General features: G+C 25.7%; 14 protein-coding genes and 1 riboswitch. Of the genes, 2 read left to right on the top strand and 12 right to left on the bottom strand.

Translation table 11 applies throughout. The annotated features are described in order from the left end of the window. Window positions 1-220: 220 nt before the first annotated feature. The 6 genes from ACYUE0_RS05395 to ACYUE0_RS05370 form a co-directional block, all read right to left on the bottom strand. Complete coding sequence (locus tag ACYUE0_RS05395) at window positions 221-1,315, bottom strand: SLC13 family permease (protein ID WP_460269772.1); 1,095 nt, start codon at window positions 1,313-1,315, stop codon at window positions 221-223. A 42-nt stretch (window positions 1,316-1,357) separates the two neighbouring features. Next, window positions 1,358-2,008: a hypothetical protein gene (locus tag ACYUE0_RS05390; RefSeq protein WP_061996603.1), complete on the bottom strand. Its 651-nt coding sequence runs from the start codon at window positions 2,006-2,008 to the stop codon at window positions 1,358-1,360. Window positions 2,009-2,320: 312 nt separating this feature from the next. After that, on the bottom strand, window positions 2,321-2,725 hold the full coding sequence (locus ACYUE0_RS05385) for a hypothetical protein (protein WP_460269771.1): 405 nt from the start codon (window positions 2,723-2,725) through the stop codon (window positions 2,321-2,323). After that, a complete protein-coding gene (locus tag ACYUE0_RS05380; protein WP_460269780.1) occupies window positions 2,726-4,114 on the bottom strand; it encodes a rhodanese-like domain-containing protein in 1,389 nt (462 codons plus the stop codon). Window positions 4,115-4,379: 265 nt separating this feature from the next. Beyond that, on the bottom strand, window positions 4,380-5,954 hold the full coding sequence (gene abc-f / locus ACYUE0_RS05375; RefSeq protein WP_460269770.1) for a ribosomal protection-like ABC-F family protein: 1,575 nt from the start codon (window positions 5,952-5,954) through the stop codon (window positions 4,380-4,382). 1,135 nt (window positions 5,955-7,089) lie between these two features. Further along, window positions 7,090-7,270: riboswitch (cobalamin riboswitch) on the bottom strand. Window positions 7,271-7,373: 103 nt separating this feature from the next. Next, entirely contained in the window at window positions 7,374-7,847 is a 474-nt protein-coding gene (locus tag ACYUE0_RS05370; RefSeq protein WP_460269769.1) for a UPF0158 family protein, read from the bottom strand. Between the two features lie 460 nt (window positions 7,848-8,307). Here ACYUE0_RS05370 and ACYUE0_RS05365 point away from each other — a divergent pair, with 460 nt between their 5' ends. Next, complete coding sequence (locus ACYUE0_RS05365) at window positions 8,308-10,770, top strand: CoA-disulfide reductase (protein ID WP_460269768.1); 2,463 nt, start codon at window positions 8,308-8,310, stop codon at window positions 10,768-10,770. Between the two features lie 41 nt (window positions 10,771-10,811). Here ACYUE0_RS05365 and ACYUE0_RS05360 read toward each other — a convergent pair whose 3' ends face one another. The 3 genes from ACYUE0_RS05360 to ACYUE0_RS05350 all read right to left on the bottom strand — a co-directional run bounded on the left by ACYUE0_RS05360 (window position 10,812) and on the right by ACYUE0_RS05350 (window position 14,190). Then, the gene (locus ACYUE0_RS05360) at window positions 10,812-11,702 is read right to left on the bottom strand and encodes a DUF368 domain-containing protein (RefSeq protein WP_460269767.1); all 891 of its coding nucleotides are present in this window, start codon (window positions 11,700-11,702) and stop codon (window positions 10,812-10,814) included. Window positions 11,703-11,916: 214 nt separating this feature from the next. Further along, window positions 11,917-13,173: an MFS transporter gene (locus tag ACYUE0_RS05355; protein ID WP_460269766.1), complete on the bottom strand. Its 1,257-nt coding sequence runs from the start codon at window positions 13,171-13,173 to the stop codon at window positions 11,917-11,919. 183 nt (window positions 13,174-13,356) lie between these two features. Then, window positions 13,357-14,190, bottom strand: a complete 834-nt coding sequence (locus tag ACYUE0_RS05350) for a hypothetical protein (RefSeq protein ID WP_061996610.1) — start codon at window positions 14,188-14,190, stop codon at window positions 13,357-13,359. A gap of 859 nt (window positions 14,191-15,049) precedes the next feature. Between ACYUE0_RS05350 and ACYUE0_RS05345 the strand changes: the two genes are divergently transcribed. Then, window positions 15,050-16,195 (top strand): amidase domain-containing protein, encoded by a 1,146-nt coding sequence (locus ACYUE0_RS05345; protein ID WP_460269765.1) that lies wholly within the window; start codon window positions 15,050-15,052, stop codon window positions 16,193-16,195. Window positions 16,196-16,247: 52 nt separating this feature from the next. On the opposite strand, the gene ACYUE0_RS05340 is transcribed toward ACYUE0_RS05345, so the two are convergent. From ACYUE0_RS05340 to ACYUE0_RS05330, 3 genes are all read right to left on the bottom strand, one after another. Next, complete coding sequence (locus ACYUE0_RS05340) at window positions 16,248-16,991, bottom strand: N-acetylmuramoyl-L-alanine amidase (protein ID WP_460269764.1); 744 nt, start codon at window positions 16,989-16,991, stop codon at window positions 16,248-16,250. A 156-nt stretch (window positions 16,992-17,147) separates the two neighbouring features. Beyond that, window positions 17,148-17,543: a GNAT family N-acetyltransferase gene (locus ACYUE0_RS05335; protein ID WP_460269763.1), complete on the bottom strand. Its 396-nt coding sequence runs from the start codon at window positions 17,541-17,543 to the stop codon at window positions 17,148-17,150. Window positions 17,544-17,630: 87 nt separating this feature from the next. Continuing rightward, window positions 17,631-18,062 carry an NUDIX hydrolase gene (locus ACYUE0_RS05330; protein ID WP_061996614.1) on the bottom strand — a complete coding sequence of 144 codons (432 nt, stop codon included), beginning with the start codon at window positions 18,060-18,062 and terminating at the stop codon, window positions 17,631-17,633. Window positions 18,063-18,367: the final 305 nt, after the last annotated feature.

The raw sequence follows: 18,367 nt of genomic DNA, 5'->3' as shown, positions 1-18,367 counted from the left end.
TTTTTGATACTTTGTCCATAAACATTTCTTTATCATAATTATCTTCAAACAAAGGTTTTGCTTTGCATCCTCTTATTCTTACATGATATATTGCATTTTCTGCTTTGACTCTTGCCTGTCTAGCCAAAATAAAATCCCTCCTAAAATGATTGTCTTTATATAAAGCTTTGACAGTATATAAATAATTAATCATCAAAATATTATATCAAAGCATGATATACTACTTTATAAGAAGAGAAATTATTGGAATAAATATTATAAGTCCTAATAAATTATATACTGTAAATATTTTAAGATACTTATTTCCTTCACTTTCATATTCTTTTGTATATATTTTATAAGATATAACACTTGCTAGTGATGCTATTATTGTACCCATCCCACCTACATTAACTGCTAACAACAATTCTTTTCCATACTCACTAAATCCAGATACTAACATTGTTGCTGGTACATTACTTATTACCTGACTCAATATTATTGACCATATGTATGTTTTTTGTCCACCATTTAAAATATTCCCCATAAATACCTTAATGGCATTCATTTGAGATATGTTTCCTATAAATATGAAAAACCCTATAAAAGTAATTAACAAAGAATAATCTACTTTAAATAATAACTTTCTATCTATGACACAAATTGCTATTACTGTTAGTATAAATGCAAATTTATAATTTACTATATTAAATACAGATAATATTATTATTAAAAATAATAATAATGTTATTAAAAGTTTATACACTTTTTCTAATTTCACATCTTCAACTTTAAAATCTATTTTTTCATTTTTCATAATTCCTATTAAAATACCTAAAAATATTATTCCTAAAATTATTATAGGTAATGTTGTTTTTAAAAATTCAATAGCACCCATATTATAGTAAGAGTATATAAATAGGTTTTGTGGATTACCCATTGGTGTAAATGCACTTCCTAAGTTTGCAGCTAACGTTTGAAGTATTACAATTTTCATGATTTTTATATTCCCTTTTTTACCTACTATTATAGCAAATGGAACAAAAGTTATTAATGCAACATCATTAGTTATAAACATAGCTGCTATAAATGTCATTCCTACCAACATAATACTTACCATTTTATAAGTTTTGCATTTTTTAAGCAGTATAACTGCTCCTTTTTCTAACGCTTTTAAACTATTTAATGCTGCTACTACTAACATTAAATTAAATAATAAAATTAAAACTTTAAAATCTATATATTCTATCTTAGGTGAGGAAATAAATGAGGTTATCAATGCTAAAAATACAGCAATACTTAATACAACTTGATTTCTTACAAAATTTTTTATCATAATCTGTCTTTACTCCTATTGATTATTATATATGGTTATAATCTAATTCAATACTAATTTTTTTATTACTTCTTGTAAATATTCTGCTGCTTTTATGTCTTTTATAATAAATTTCCTATTTTTAGTTAATTTTATTTCTAAACCTTCTTTACTCATATCAACAATTAATATTTCTTCTTTATCTAAAATTAACTTATCAATAACTATTCCATTTTTATATCCTCCAACTTTTCTTCCTAAAATCCCATAGCCGGTATAATTACTTTTCTCTAATGTGTAAATAATGCCATCCTTTAATTTACAACGGTCTAATGACGGACCATAAAAATCACAAATAAACAGTATAATTATTATAAATACAGGAAATATACTCCACAACTTAATGTTATTACTTCTATTTACTGTTAATATTGCAACAAAAAAACACCATATCACTATAAGACTTAATATTTTTCTTGTAATTTGAACTTTTGGATTTAATCCTAAATAATGAAAATCTTCTAGTTTAATCTTTTTTAGTTCTATATTTATAGATTTTATTGTTTCTTCTATAATAAATTTATTAATTAATGATACAGCTATAATCATTAAAATTTTTATTATAAAATTATAATCAATAAAATTTATAATAATTACAGCCAAAATTATATCACTTATTAAATTTAAAGCTATAGTATTTTTTTTCTTATCCATATGTCTATTTCTCCTTTACTAATATAAGTATTCTAAGTATTTATTACCATTATATATAAATCATACTTATAATTCCATAATAAAGGAATAAACACCTTGATTTCTTACTTTAAACATTAAATTCACTCTTTTAAAAAAGCTTTTGGAATATATTATATATGCTTTTTAACTTGTTCAATATAGGAACAAAAGAGAATGTAAGTCTAACTATTGTTTTGGAAATAACTTTATATAATATGATTTCGTTCAAATATAAAAACAGATATTACCTTTATATTTTTATAAGTAATATCTGTTTTATAACCAATCATCCTAATTTTGTTGTTTTAATAATAGTTTTTTTAAAACTTCAATTACAAAAACTATTGTAATTGACATAGATAAAACATAGTATGACAGGATTAAATCCGAATTTAATTTTGTCATAAACATTATTGCTAAAATATTTAATATAAGAATAATAAAATTCACTATATTCCACACTTTATTCTTTTTATAGTTGTATATAGTTATTATCAAAAGAATTACTGCCGTTATCATTAAAATACATATCAGTGTTTTATCTATATTTTTACTATTCCACACATGATTTCTATATATTAATGAACGCATGACACCCATCTTTTTGGTCGATAATTGATGTATAACTATACCAAATATTATTATTCCTACTTGTATTGATGAAAACATCCAATTTAATATATTTTTTATCTTCATTTATTTTACCTTAACTGGATCCCCTGTTTCTATAGGATTTGGCTCATTCCCTGTGTTTCCACTCCATTCGTTCCATCCACCATCATAAAGCGCTATGTTTTTTACGCCTATAACATCTGCATAGTATAGAACTTCTGCTGCTCTCCAACCGGTTCCGCAATAAAATGCTAGTCTTTGATCTGGAGTTATTCCCCATTCATTCCACATATTAATTATTTCATCTTTATTTCTCATTGTATTATCTATATTTCTGTAATCTTGAAGACTCTGCGCATCTGTTCCTGCATGCCCCCAAACACAACCTGCTGGACGTCCTTTTGTTTTTATATAGTCATATCCTGATGTTTCTCCTATAAACTCTTCCCAACTTCTAATATCTACCAATTTACTATTTTTCTTATCATTTATGATATCTTTTGCCATATCTAAATCAACTATATAATTCTTATTTGCTGGAACCTTAGCACCAAAGCTTTTTACTGGTACTGGTTTATTTGCTGTTTTTTCTAATGCATATCCTGCTTTGACCCATTTATTGGTTCCACCATTTAATATTCTAACATCTTCTACACCCATGTATTTTAATATAGTTACAACTCTAAATGCAGCCATTGAATCATCTCCATATAAAACTGTAGTTGTATCTTTTGTTATTCCATTTGCAACTGCGAATTTTTCAAGTTCCTCATCAGAAACTCTATTCCAAAGCGGTCCTTTTTCTATATCATCAGTATTAATATGTATAGCTCCAGGTATATGTCCATCTTTCAAATAACTTGGTGAATCCTGTTCTTTTCCCCATGAAACTTCAAATACCTTATAATCTTTTCCATCATATGTTTCAGGATGTTTTCCATCTATTAAATCTTTAACCCAAGATGATGGTACTAACATTTTATAATTTTCATAGGCTTCCATAGGATTATTAGAATCCTGAGCCCAATCTTTAATATCATATATATAAAGATTGCTATAGCCTTTATTTGATAAGTAATTTGCAACTTCTGCAGCATCTTTACCATTACCATCATATAAAACTATATTTTTGTCCTTTGATATTCCTTTAGTTTCTAATACTTTATCTAATGTAGTATCTTTATCTTTATTATCAACTTTTAACCAAGCTGCTGAAAAATCTGTAGCTCCTTTTATATGTCCTCCTCTTGAAACATTATCAAGTTTCCATCCATTAAAAGCATCATTTTCCCTTGTATCTACAATAATCCAATCACTTTTCTCAATATTTTCTTTAACTTCTTTTGATTCAATGGTTTTTATATCTGATGTTGCTGATTCGTTACCTTTATCAGAGTTAGAACAACCACTAAAAGAAAATACTGAAAATGCTAATGTCATTGTAATTAATATTAACTTTGTTTTTTTATTCATTATTCTATTTATTAGCACAAACTTTTACATGCCAATATACTCCTCTCTTTAACTCATTTTTAAATTATATTGAATATCTTACAAAAATACTCAACAATTAAAATATACTATTAAACTATACAATTATTTTTTTGATAAGTAAATAATACTAATTATTGGTTTTTTAAATGATTAAACTACATCTATTTGTTTTTTAAATATCTTTATTTTAAAGAAGCTAAGGTCAAAATATATGTTTAATAAAAACTTAGCTTCTTTAATTAATTTAATAATTAATATTCAAATTTATTACTTTAGTAGCTATATTTTTAATAAAACATCTATCATGTTCCACAAACAATATAGTTGGTTTAAAATCTAATATTGCTTTTTCTATAAGTTTTCTTGATGCTATATCTAAACCATTTAGTGGTTCATCCCAAATTTGAAAACAATCATCTTTATAAAAACAGTAAGCTAAGTCTACTTTTTTTAATTCTCCTACACTAAATGTAGATAATTCTCTTTCAAAGACTTTTGAGTCTGAACCCATGCAACCAAGTATAGATCTAAACCTAGTTTCATCTATATTTTCATCTTTTAAATAATCTCTCAAAAATCCATTCGCCCATTTAGGAAATTGAGATGCATATACTATCTTTGACCTATTACCAACTTTTATTATACCCTCCTCTAATTCTAAAATTCCTAATATGGCATGTAACAGAGTAGTCTTACCACTACCATTCGGTCCTTTAATTGCAACTCTGTCACCTTTTTCTATATTAAAAGATAAATCCTTTATAACTCTTTTATTCCCCCTTAAAACAACTATATTAGATACTAATAATATGTTTTCACCTTTTTTACTTGATTCAAATTTAAGTTTTCTTTCTCTTTCATAATCTTTTAAAAGTTCTTTTTTTACATTTAAATTCTCTTCTATTCTGCCTTCTATTAAAATTGCTCTTTTCATAATTCTAGCAGCTCTTGCTCCCTCAAATCCTTTATCTCCAGAACCAATCTTCTCCTTTTCCCTTCTAAAAGACCAAGTTCTCTTTTGTCTTGCTGCTTTTTCTAATTCTTTAACTTCTTTTTCTAATTTTTCTTTTTTTCTTTTTTCAAACTGAATTTTTGATTCTTCATTTTTCTCCCAGGAACTATAATTGCCTTTTTCTATTCCTATAGAATTTTTATTTATATAAAGAACGTGATCTACTAAAGCATCAAGAAAATATCTATTATGTGACACCACTATAAATCCACTTTTCTTTTTTAAATAATTTAAAAGAACTTCTATTCCTTCCACATCTAAGTGATTAGTAGGTTCATCTAATAATATAAAATTATTTTTTTGAAGAAACAATGCAATTATTTGTATTTTTGTTTGCTCCCCACCACTCAAACTACCGTAACTTCTTTCTAGTATTTCCCTTTCTAATCCCATATATTCTATTTCTCTTTCTATCAAGAAATCAATGTTATATCCATCTATCTCTAAAAATTCTTGTAAAGCAACTAAATATTCCTCTTCACTTATACCGTTTTTAAAATATTTGTCTATTTTTTCTTCTAAAAGTCTATAATTTCCTATAATATCTTTAATTATGTTAATAGTAGTATCCTTTTTATTATATATATATATTGGGAAAAGACTACTTTCTCCATTAAATTCAACAGTCCCCTTAGATGGTTTATATTGTTTATTTATAAGTTTTAAAATTGTTGTCTTGCCTCTACCATTTCTTCCTATGATAGCAGTTTTCCAAGTTGTATCTATTGAAGCATTTACATTTTCAAAAATATTTTCATAGCTTCCAATATAGTTAAAACTCATATCTTTAAAATTTATTTTTGACATAAAAAAAATCTCCTCCTTTTAATTCTGGAGAAGATTCACATATCTAACTAAATATTTATAATAATATAAACACTACAAAATAGTCACCTAAATAAAATTTAACATTCTATTCATCAGCAACATAAATTTAAAAACATGGAAATCAATATGTGTACTATACTATTATAATAAAAATTAGCAAACAGGCTCACATCTACTCACAGAATTATTAAAAGCATCATAAAAAAACCTTTTGATAAGGCTTATATTAGCTTTCATAACTATTCATCGAAAGTAGATTAATTATTCATTCTTCTATTTACCTGTTCCTTTCTAAATTTTATTTTTATATTATAACACAACACTTATAATTATAAATTAAAAAAATATAATTTCAATATAATATTTGTAAAATTTGCATGAATTTTAAACATGATTACATTTAAAAATAAATTGCAAAAATCATTTTAAAAACTCATTAAATTAAACTCCGTTGTTTAATTTTCACAGTATATATTTATAATTTATATTATTTCTCTATTTCAGCTCTATTTGTAGTCATTATATGTGGGTATAAATTTCTACTTTTTTTATTTTTATATGATGTTAACTTTCACAACCAAACTTTCATTTATATTGACTTTTTAATTTTTATTTACTTCATTTTAATTTCATAAGAAATAATTATAAATTTTTATATACCGTTCAAAATAAAACCTCATTGTTTTATTTTAAATAAATCTTCATTAAAACATACCTAATTATATGCTTTTAGATTTTTGCAATTTACTATTATAGTAAAAAGCTATTGTAGCGTTGGAATTCTTAGGCTATATATCTTACTATCTAATATAGGGATTTATTTTATTTGTAAATTTTTTAAAACCTTATTCTAAATATATTTTAGAATTTAATTTATTTTCAAGCATCTACTTACTTTCAAAACTACCAAAATATATAATTAAAATGTAATTTTGGGGCCTCTTCACTATAAAAGTAATGTTTTTCTAACTTTGAATAGCTTGTTTCTATTTTTACAAACAAAAAAACCTCCATAATTTTGGAGGTATATATCACTGACAGCGTATTAACTAAGCCTTTTAAAATAAAAGACAAAAAGTTTCGTGATACACCTAACTTCCCTCCGAAATTACAATGTTATTGCATGTTTTAGGCAGGTCTCCTGACTAACGGCTTAACCTTAACCATCCTTCCCAGAAAAATAAATTCCAGTGGATATTGATTTCGTATCCGTATACAGTAGCGGGGGCTGTAGTGGATTTTCACCACTTTCCCTATTATACCTAATTAAAGGTACCTAAATCATTATTAACTTTTTACCATCTTTATTATAACCATATTAGCTCTTATTTTCAATAGATTTGCCAAAATATTTTTATTATTCATTTAAATTCATTATTTTTTCATTATATTCTAACCTTAAATTTCTAAAATATATTCAATTTCATTTTTGTTACACCATTGAGCTAAAAACTTTAAAAATTCTTTATCTTTAAAATTATACCATTGATCAATTAAATCTAATCTATATAATGCACTTTTAAATGCTCTAAATGCATCTTCACCACTAATATTTAAATTTAGCTCCGCTTTCAAATTTTCGTCATTGCAATTTTGTATAAACTTTTCCATTATAAAATATTCATCAAAGTCTTCTCTTCTTGGGAACTCTATATACTTATCTTTGTTACTTTTATAATCAAGAGCATTAAGAATTATTTCTTCTTTCCACTCATCAAAGTCTTCAACTTTTTTTCCATCTTCTACTGCTTTTATATCTTCCTGTGAAATTAGAATAACAACTCCTTCTGATTTATTATAAAGATTTTTAACATCATCAAGTTCCATATTATATATTTCCAAAAGTTCATTTAAATTTATTTTATTTTCCATCTTCTAACGCTCCTTATAATAAAATTCCATTAATTATATCATATACTACAATAATTTCAAACATATATAAATTTTCACTATATTTTTTATTGACTATTTTGTAACGATATCGTATTATTTAAATATAATAATAATATATTTTACAATTTTATTACAATAAGCTATATTACAAAATTATAATTAACTTATATTTTGAAATATATTTACGAATCTTAAATAAAGTTTAGGATATACTAAATTTATAATTTTACTTTTCTTAAAATTAAAAAATATCATTATATTCAAACTAAATACATTTTTAATATATAAATAATAAATTTATATTAATTATACGCTTTTTAAAGTAATTGATATTAAATCTTATTTCACTATTAAAATTTATCCATAATAGTGTTATTGCATTTATATCATTTTATCCTTATATTATGTTTTAAAAATATTAATTAAGAGGTGGTTTTTTATGAGCAAAAAAATCCTAATTGTAGGTGGAGTTGCTGGTGGTGCTTCCACTGCTGCAAGATTAAGAAGATTAAATGAAGAAAATGAAATAATAATGTTTGAAAAAGGTGAATATATTTCCTTTGCTAACTGTGGTTTACCTTATTATATAGGCGGTGAAATTAAATCTAGAGATGCTCTTTTACTTCAAACTGTAGAAGGAATGAGTAGAAAATTTAATATGGATATTAGAAATTTTAGTGAAGTTATTAATATTAATAGACCTGAAAAATGCATTACTGTTAAAAATCTAAAAACTAATGAAACTTATACTGAAAGTTATGATACGTTAATACTTTCACCTGGCGCATCTTCTATAAAACCTAACATTCCTGGAATTGATAAGTGTAATAATTTATTCACATTAAGAAACATTCCAGATACTGATAAAATAAAAAACTTTGTAAATGATACTAATCCTAAAAATGCTACAATTATTGGTGGCGGCTTTATAGGTCTAGAAATGGCTGAAAATCTTTCTAATAGGGGAATAAAAGTTACTCTAGTTGAAATGAGCAATCAAGTAATGGCACCTTTAGATTTTGAAATGGCTTCTATTGTCCATAATCATTTAAGAGAATTTGGTGTTGATTTAATTTTAGAAGATGGCGTTAAATCCTTTAAAAATAACGGTAAAACTGTAATTTTAAATAGTGGTAAGGAGCTTAATACAGATTTAATTATACTTTCTATAGGTGTAAAACCGGAAAGTGAAATAGCTAAAAAGGCTGGATTAAAGTTAAATGAAAGAGGCGCTATAGTAGTAAATAAGTATTTGCAAACTAATGATGAAAATATATATGCTCTTGGTGATGCTATTGAAGTTATGGATTATATAAATAAAAAACCTACTATGATTCCACTTGCATGGCCAGCAAACAGACAAGGTAGAGTTTTAGCAGACACTTTATGTGGTAAAAGAACTCCTTATAATGGAACACTTGGTTCTTCAGTAGCTAAAATTTTTGATTTAACCGTCGCATCTACTGGCAACAACGAAAAGACCTTAAAAAAGCATAATATTGAGTATAAAACTTGTCATATACATCCAAGCTCTCACGCTAGTTATTATCCTGGTTCTTTTATAATAAATTTAAAATTAATATTTAATTCTAAAACCGGTAAAATATTAGGTGCTCAAGCTGTTGGTGCAGACGGTGTTGAAAAAAGAATTGACGTAATTGCTACTGCAATTAAAAGTGACTTAACTGTATTTGATCTTCAAGATTTAGAGCTTTGTTATGCGCCACCATATTCTTCAGCAAAAGACCCTGTGAATATGGCAGGCTATGTTGCTTCAAATATAATTGATGGTTATGTTGATACAATTCAATGGCATGAAATAGATGCCTTAGTAAAAGAAAAAAGTTTCTTTTTAGATGTAAGTGAAAAAGAAGAATTTGATTTAGGTCATATAGAGAATGCTATGAATATTCCACTTGGCACTTTGCGTGATAATTTATCTTCTCTACCAAAAGATAAATTAATATATGTTTATTGTGCTGCAGGTTTAAGAGGTTATATTGCTTCAAGAATCCTTACTTTAAACGGATTTAAATGTAAAAATATAGATGGTGGATATAGAACCTATAAAAATTCAAAACCAATTGTTCAACATCATTCTTCATATGAAAATAATGATAATAAAGGAGAATCTATAGTGAAAAATAATAATGAAACCATTATAACCCTTGATACTTGTGGTCTTCAATGCCCTGGTCCAATAAGAAAAGTATACGAAGAAATGTCAAAATTAAAAGATGGAGATATTTTAAAAATAACTTCTACCGATGCAGGTTTTAAAAATGATATTTCCTCTTGGTGTAAAAATACAGGTAATACACTTATTGAAAACACTAGAGATAATAATAAAAAAATGTATATAACAAAAATTATGAAAGGTAGAAATAACTCTTTAGAAAACAAACCTAACTTATGCAGTAATTCTACCGAAAAAGATGGAGCTACAATGGTGGTGTTTAGTGGTGATTTAGATAAAGCTATAGCTTCATTTATAATAGCTACTGGAGCTGCTTCAATGGGAAAACCGGTTACTATGTTCTTTACTTTCTGGGGTCTTAATGTTTTGAAAAAGAAAAGCAAACCTTCAGTTTCTAAAAACACTATAGAAAAAATGTTTGATGTAATGTTGCCAAATAACACTGATAAATTACCACTTTCTAAAATGAATATGGCTGGAATGGGCCCAAAAATGATAAAACACATTATGGATAAAAACAATGTAGATTCTTTAGATACCTTAATAACAAACGCAAAAAAAATGGGTGTTAAGCTTGTTGCATGCACAATGTCTATGGAACTCATGGGTATAAAACATGAGGAACTAATACCTGGCGTAGACCTTGGTGGTGTAGCTTCTTATCTAGGAGCAACAGAAGATTCTGGATTAAACCTATTTATATAATTTCCACAAAAAAACTACTGAAAATTTCAGTAGTTTTTTTACTATTTACTTTTATTTTCAAAATAAGCCTTAAGCTTTTCAAGTCCTAGTATTAAAGCTCCACCTAATATAAAGAAAATAATATTAAATGTTTTAAAATTCATTGGTAATTTTGGAACTTCTAAAGATTGTGGTCCCATAATTACTGCATATATTGAACCTATCATAAGTCCTAATATAAAATACATAGTTTGAGATCTATAATTTTCAAGTAAAAATTTGACCCCTTTAATTGTAACTGCAATTCCTAATAAAACTCCAAAGCCAAATATAATAAGTATTGGTAAATATGTAAAATTTAAAGTTAAAACTTCTTTTATTGCACTTATTATTGGAATGTATAATCCAAATATTAAAAGTAATGTTGAACCTGATATTCCTGGAAGTACCATAGCTGATATAGCTATCATGCCTGCGAAAAATACATATAAACCAAGTGATAACGATAAGCTATTTATTGATATATCTATGCTTCCAGCTCCATTCATTGGATTAAAATATGTTATAGCCCATACAAGAATTGCTCCTAATATTGCATATATCACATTCTTATATTTTCCTAAAAAGTTTTCTTTTTCTTCTTTTATTATTATTGGTATAGCCATAATAATAAATCCTATAAATAATGAGCTAATTGGATATATATGTTCATCGAATATAGATGCTAATAATAAAACTGATAAAACAAGTCCTATCACCCACCCAATTCCTATTTTCATCAAGAAAAATGCAGCTTCTTTTCTTTTTTCTTTATCCTTACATGCAATGTCATTTAATGAATTTATAAACTTGTCATAAAACCCCAATACAAACGCTATAGTTCCACCAGACACTCCAGGTACACTATCTGCTAATGCCATGCAGAATCCCCTAATAAAATTAATTATGTACATTTCTTCACTTCCTTATCTTCTTTAAATTTAAAATTACTTGCTTTACTACATATTTTTATGTTATATTTTCGATTTCATTTTTGCATAATCACTCTACCATGATACCAATAAATAATAAATGTATCAATAAAACTTTATTTTTTTAACCTATATTTTACATTAGCTACATAAATACAAAACTACTATAAAGCGTACCTTATAGTAGTTTTGTATATTAATCACTTATGTTTACATACTTATTTTTAACTGTCTTATCTATAAAATATACAGCAGTTATAAAAATTATTGCCACTATACCACTAAATATAAATGCTTTAGATGGTCCAAAATCATTTGATATAGTACCTGTAAAAAGACTTCCTATTGGTGCCACACCTGCAAACAATAAACTATATACACTCATAACTCTTCCCCTATACTCATCTTTTGAATTTAATTGTACTGTAGAATTTGCACTGGTTGAAAAAGTTATATTAAACATTCCTACTAAACTAAGCAATAAAGCCATAATATATTGTCCTCTATTAATTCCTAGAATAATAAGTAAAATAGATACAATATATGCAGCAAATAATATAAGCTTAAACTTAGGACCATTTTTACTTTTTGTGGCCATTGTAAGAGCTCCTATTAATGAGCCTATACCCAAAGATGACATTAAAAAGCCATATCCCTTACTTGAAAGTCCTAATATATCAACTGCAAATAATGGAATTAGAACATTATAATTAAATGCAAATATTCCCATTATAGTTATTAAAGAAAAAGTTTTTACAAGATTTCTATTACCCTTTATATATATAAGTCCGTCTTTTATTTCCCTTAACATGTTTTTACTATGATTAATCTTTACAGGTTTTGATTTTATCTTAAAAATACCATAAATAACTGGTACAAAGGATATTGCATTTATAATATAACATACTTCTATTCCTGTATAAGCTATTATTATACCAGCTATAGAAGGTCCTAAAATCCTAGCTGCATTAAAAACTGAAGAATTCAATGCTATACCATTCATAAGATCTTCTTTTCCAACAAGTTCTATTACAAAAGATTGCCTAGTTGGCATATCTATAGTATTTATACATCCAGTAACCAATGCTATTATGGCTAAATGCCAGAATCTTACCAATCCTGTAAGTACTAAAAGCCCTTGTATTACTGCCATTAACATAAGACCTATTTGGGTAAATATAAGTAATTTTCTTTTAGAAAATCTGTCTACTATAACACCTGCAAAAAGTGAAAAAATCATCATTGGGGTAAATTGAAGCGCATTTATAAGACCGAGTAAAAAAGAGGTATTGTTATTTGTTATTTCCAGTACCAGCCACCCTTGTGTTGTACTTTGCATCCACGTACCTATTAAAGATACACATTGACCAAACCAAAAATACCTAAAATATTTATGCGTTAACGCTGGAAATGAGTTAGATAATTTTAGCTTAATATTTTTCCCTGAATTCATTTTTTTGCTCCTTATTTAACAGATAAATTTTTCAGTCATTAATTCCAATTCGTGAATCTACCTTATATAATTATAATTCAATAACTATTTTTCAAATCCTTCTTTTAAAGTAATATTTTTACTTAAAGTACATATAATAAAAATCTAGAGATTTAATACTCTAGATTTTTATTATAAAACTATTTATATTTTATTTATTTTTATTAATTCTTCACTACAAGTGCCCTTTAAATCTATATTGTATTCATAAGCTGCCTCTAATGCAGTTTTAAATATACTACACTGTACAAGCTCTTCTTTGTCATACTTATGCTTAAGCAATAACTCTTGTAATAAATTATCATAAAGCTTTTTATAAGCAGTCATTTTGTCAAATTCCATTATATTAATCATAAAATCCATTTTATTATATCTTAACATCTTTGCAGTACGATTCTCTTTATTTATGATAAATTCATATATGTCAGGTTTCCCATAATCCTTATCTGTAAAACATCTAAATTTTATTCCCTTATACTTTTTTTCACAATAGACAACAAACTCTAAGGGGAATACTCCATTATTTGTAGCTCTTAACAATATTCTATCTTCCTTTAAATCTTCATAGTATATATTTTTTCCTTCATCAACATTGTTACCCCAATGAATATATCTCCATGCATTAATATCAAACTCTATACTACCTGTTTTATTATTTATATATAAATAATAGTTTATTGGATTATCCTTTTTTATACCTTTGGGAACTAACCCATTATTTTTGCATACTTTTTTTACTAAATCATTACGTACTTTTTTATATACATCTCTTTGCTTCTTATTATATACAAGTCTTAAAACTCTATTATTCAAAAGATTTTTATCTACAATAATTCCCCTTTTATCTTCAATATTTTTTTTAAAAGGCTCTGATATTATATTAGACAAACTAAATTTTCCATCCTTTTTAAAATCATTATAAAAGTTTTTTAATTTACTTTTATCACCGGTTATAATTATAGTGTTATCATAACTCATAAAATTCCTCCTAAATATTAATGTATAATATCTATATATTAATGTTTAAATATAAGTGTTACACACTGAAAAACTTTATATATTATAAAAATTTAAATTGAAACAAAAAAGAACCTACTTTTTAATTTCAATACCTGTAGATTCTTTTTTATAGTATTGTCTTATTCTTCAAACCTTTTAACTTTAAAACGCTGCATTTTATAATCATCATCTTTTAAAATATTAACACTTTCAAGGGCTAAGTTTAACTGCTCCTCTTATAGTTGTAATATTTTTCATAATTGGTAGTGCCACAGATTTTTTATACTTTCTTAACTATTTTCCCACCTAAATTATTAGTTGTTGAATATACACTTACCATAATTCTCTAAGACTTTCTCATACATACAAAGTTATAAACACTCCATTATAAAGTTCCATGAGGTATTACTATTATTGTGGTTTCTGCACCTTTTAATTCTATTTCTTTGCATATTTGCTCACAAAAATCCTGAGTTTCTTGAATTTTTTCTTATTCTCCCTTTCCTATTTCTTTAATTAACATAGGTGGATGAGGCATTGAATAATACCCAATCACTTTCATCACCTTCTAAAATATAATATAAGATATTAACATACTACATGAGTTTTATAATTAAATCTAAACTTACATATAATATATTAAAAGGAAAATTATATTATCCCTTATAGTCATTTTATTAAATAAAATACATTTGTGTTAATAAAAAAATATATTCATTTTTTAAATATATTAGTTACTACAATTTCCATATATATTATTCAGAAATAATGACAAAATATATGTATATACTTTTCTAAATTAACAAATCAAATTATTATCTAATAAAGGAGACACATAATGAGAAAGTTTAATAAAATTCCTATAGGCTTCATTTTAACTTTATTTTTGTCTTTTTCAAACATTTCATTAGCATTTGCAAATCCATATTATTTTGTAGGTGAAGATATGCACACCTTTGAACAATCACCGGATGCAAATGAGCAATTAAAAAATGAATTTCATGTACTTTTAAATGATTTATTTGATCAAAGAAACAAATCAATACTTTCTGGTGATAGTGAAGGATTAAAAGTTTTTTATGATTTAAATAAAAAAGTTAGTTTATGGGCTTATGAAAGTGAGAATAAAAAAATTGATTATCTTAAAAATTGGTCTGAAAAACAAGCTGTAACCTTTAATAATATTCAATCTTTATTAAAGGTTAGAAAGGTTAAAGAAAAAGAACCTGGGATATATGGCATAGTTTGTTCTGCTACAACTGAGTTTGATTATAGCTATATAACTTCCCCTGACATTCATAATAAATTTCGTTTAGGAACCTCACACTATATAAATCTAAAAAAGGAAAATGATAAGTATGTGATAACAAAAGAATGGTACACAGATCCTTTCGCAGACTCATTAAATTTAGATAACATAAAAAAATCTAAAGAAATGAAAGAATATATACTTTCAAAAGATTGTCCAGAAATTAATTTAACAGAAAAACTAGAAAAAGCTATTGATTATGCCCATAAATACTGTGGAATAGCTTATGATGATGAGTATAACTTTAAATATAATAAAGAATATACAAATTTCAATCCTAAAGGTGGAGATTGTGCAAACTTTGCTTCTCAAATACTTTATGAAGGTGCTGGGTTTAAGAAAAATAAACTTTGGAACTATGAAGGACGAGATGGCTCAAAAGCTTGGGTTAATGCCCAGTCCTTTAAAAACTATATGATAAACAGTGGAAGAGCTTCTTATATTGCTAAAGGTACTTATGAAGAAATTTATAAAGATTCATACAATCTAAGACCTGGAGACTTTGTAGCATATGAAAAAAACGGGAAAATAGTTCATGTATCAACGGTAACTGGTCTTGATTCTAAAGGATATCCCCTTGTAACTTGCCATAATACCGATAGACTTCTTGTACCTTATGACCTTGGTTTTAGTAATTCCAACATAAGATTTCACTTAATAAAAGTTCATTACTAATTACTATATTTATCCAAAATATTTAAAATAATAAAAACTAGAAAATATATTTCTAGTTTTTATTATTTTCTTTATATTCATCTAATGATATTTTAACACATTCCATTAATTTTCTTTGATAGTTTATATCACAAAGCATTCTATCTTCATTCCAATTACTCATAAACCCCATTTCTAGTATAACAACTGGAACTTGTGACCAATTGAAACCTGTTATATCATTTCTTTCAAAAACTCCATTAACTTTTATTCCTTGACCTTGAAGAGATGATTTTAGAATGTTTCCATATTCATTACTTTTTACATATATATCATCTGTATGTTTAGCAGATTTAGATGGTATTAGTATGGATGCGCCTGTTTTTCCTGAATCGTTTAAGCTGTCACAATGAATCCTTATAGTCATATCTGCTTTTGCCTTATTAGAAACTTCCGCTCTTTCTGCATTGCTTATGTTCACATCATTGGTCTCTCTTGTCATAACTACTTCATACCCATTTTCTTCTAAAAGTTCTTTTAATATTAATGATGCTTCTAAGTTCACCACATATTCAGCTTTTTTTGTTCCAACCCCTGCAGTTCCAGAAGAAACTCGTGGTTTTTTTTGAGAAGCTCCAGGACTAATAGGTTCAACTTTACTATCACCTTTTTCTTGGTGTCCTGGGTCAATACATACCACAAATTTTTTATCAGTTTCTCCCTTTGCTAAAACTTTTATATTATACCTAAAGTTAAAAGTTAAAACTACACTAAATAAAATTATGAAACTTACTATTGCTTTAAACCGTTTTCTCATAGTGTCCTCCTTAAAATATTTTATACTTTTAAGGTTACCTTAAACACTAATCTTTATTCTTATTTTAAAGCATAATTATAATTTTAACTCCATTCTTATATTTCTTACACTCATACTCATATGTTCATAAAATTTTATAGCACTTTCATTAAAATTTCATACTCCAAGTTCTAATGTTTCGCCATTTATTTTTTTTGCAAATTCTACAGCAACATTAAATAAAATCTTACCTAACCCATTACCTCTATATTCTTTTTTTATACATAAATCATTCATATAAACAAATTTTTTCTCAACAAGTTCCTTTCTTGATGGACTTTCCTTAATTTCTAAAATAGTGTAACCAACTAAAATAGATTCATCTTCTTCTAATACAAAAACCTCATAAAGTCCACTTTCTAACAATATATTATAATAATCTTTAACTAAAGGACTATCAACCTTAACATATATATCTGGTCTTCCATCTACATGTAAACTATGAAGTTCACTCATTAAAACATTAACTTCTAGATAATCATTTTTAGTTGCTCTTCTAATAATAAAACTCATAATTTTACCATTTAATTATTTTACATGTATATATATCAACTATATTTATTCTTATCAACATATAAAATTCCCTTTTTCATTAACATTTTATTGCTTTTTACTGTTTTCATAATTTAATGCTTTTTTAAATAAAAATGACTGTACTGCTGGATAAGTTAAATTTTTAGGCAAAGTGTCAAAAAATTCTATATCTTCAACCTCTAATTTTTCCATTTCATCTAACTCCTCTATTTTAGCATAAAATAGCTGACCTAAAAATTCATTTTCATCTTCCACCACTGAACACATACATACTGGAGATATTTGAAATTTTTTTGCTCCAACTGTTTTCATTAATTCTTTTTCTGCATATTTTTCAATATGTTCATTACTTTCATGATATCCACATGGAATTCTCCATGTACTTTCATTTTTATCTTTTATAAAAACCCAATGGTCTTTATATTTTGCAACTATCGCTGCAAAGGATATTTTTTTGTTGTCTATATGGTGTACATTATAAAATTTAACTTTTGTCATATTCAAAACTCCTTTTACATTAGTTTAAATAGTTTCTTAATATATAGCCTTAAATTTAAGATTATATTAAAGCTTGTCCAAAATAATAACAAACTTATAAGCTTGCTATATTAATTTATAAAACCACCTCTTTATTTTAAATTTTCTTATTTTTATTATTTTAACACAATATTAAGAATTTTTAAAATTTATTTTATAAAAAAAGATTGCTTTATTTAAAAATAAAGCAATCAAAATTAAAGTTATTTTGGGAATTTATATAAACCTTTTAAGGCTTTTTATATATTTAGTATACTACAAATCTG

The sequence above is a fragment of the Clostridium sp. CTA-19 genome, from assembly GCF_054767855.1.
Note: the sequence above shows the minus strand (reverse complement) of the source record. Positions and strands in the feature narration are given on the sequence as shown.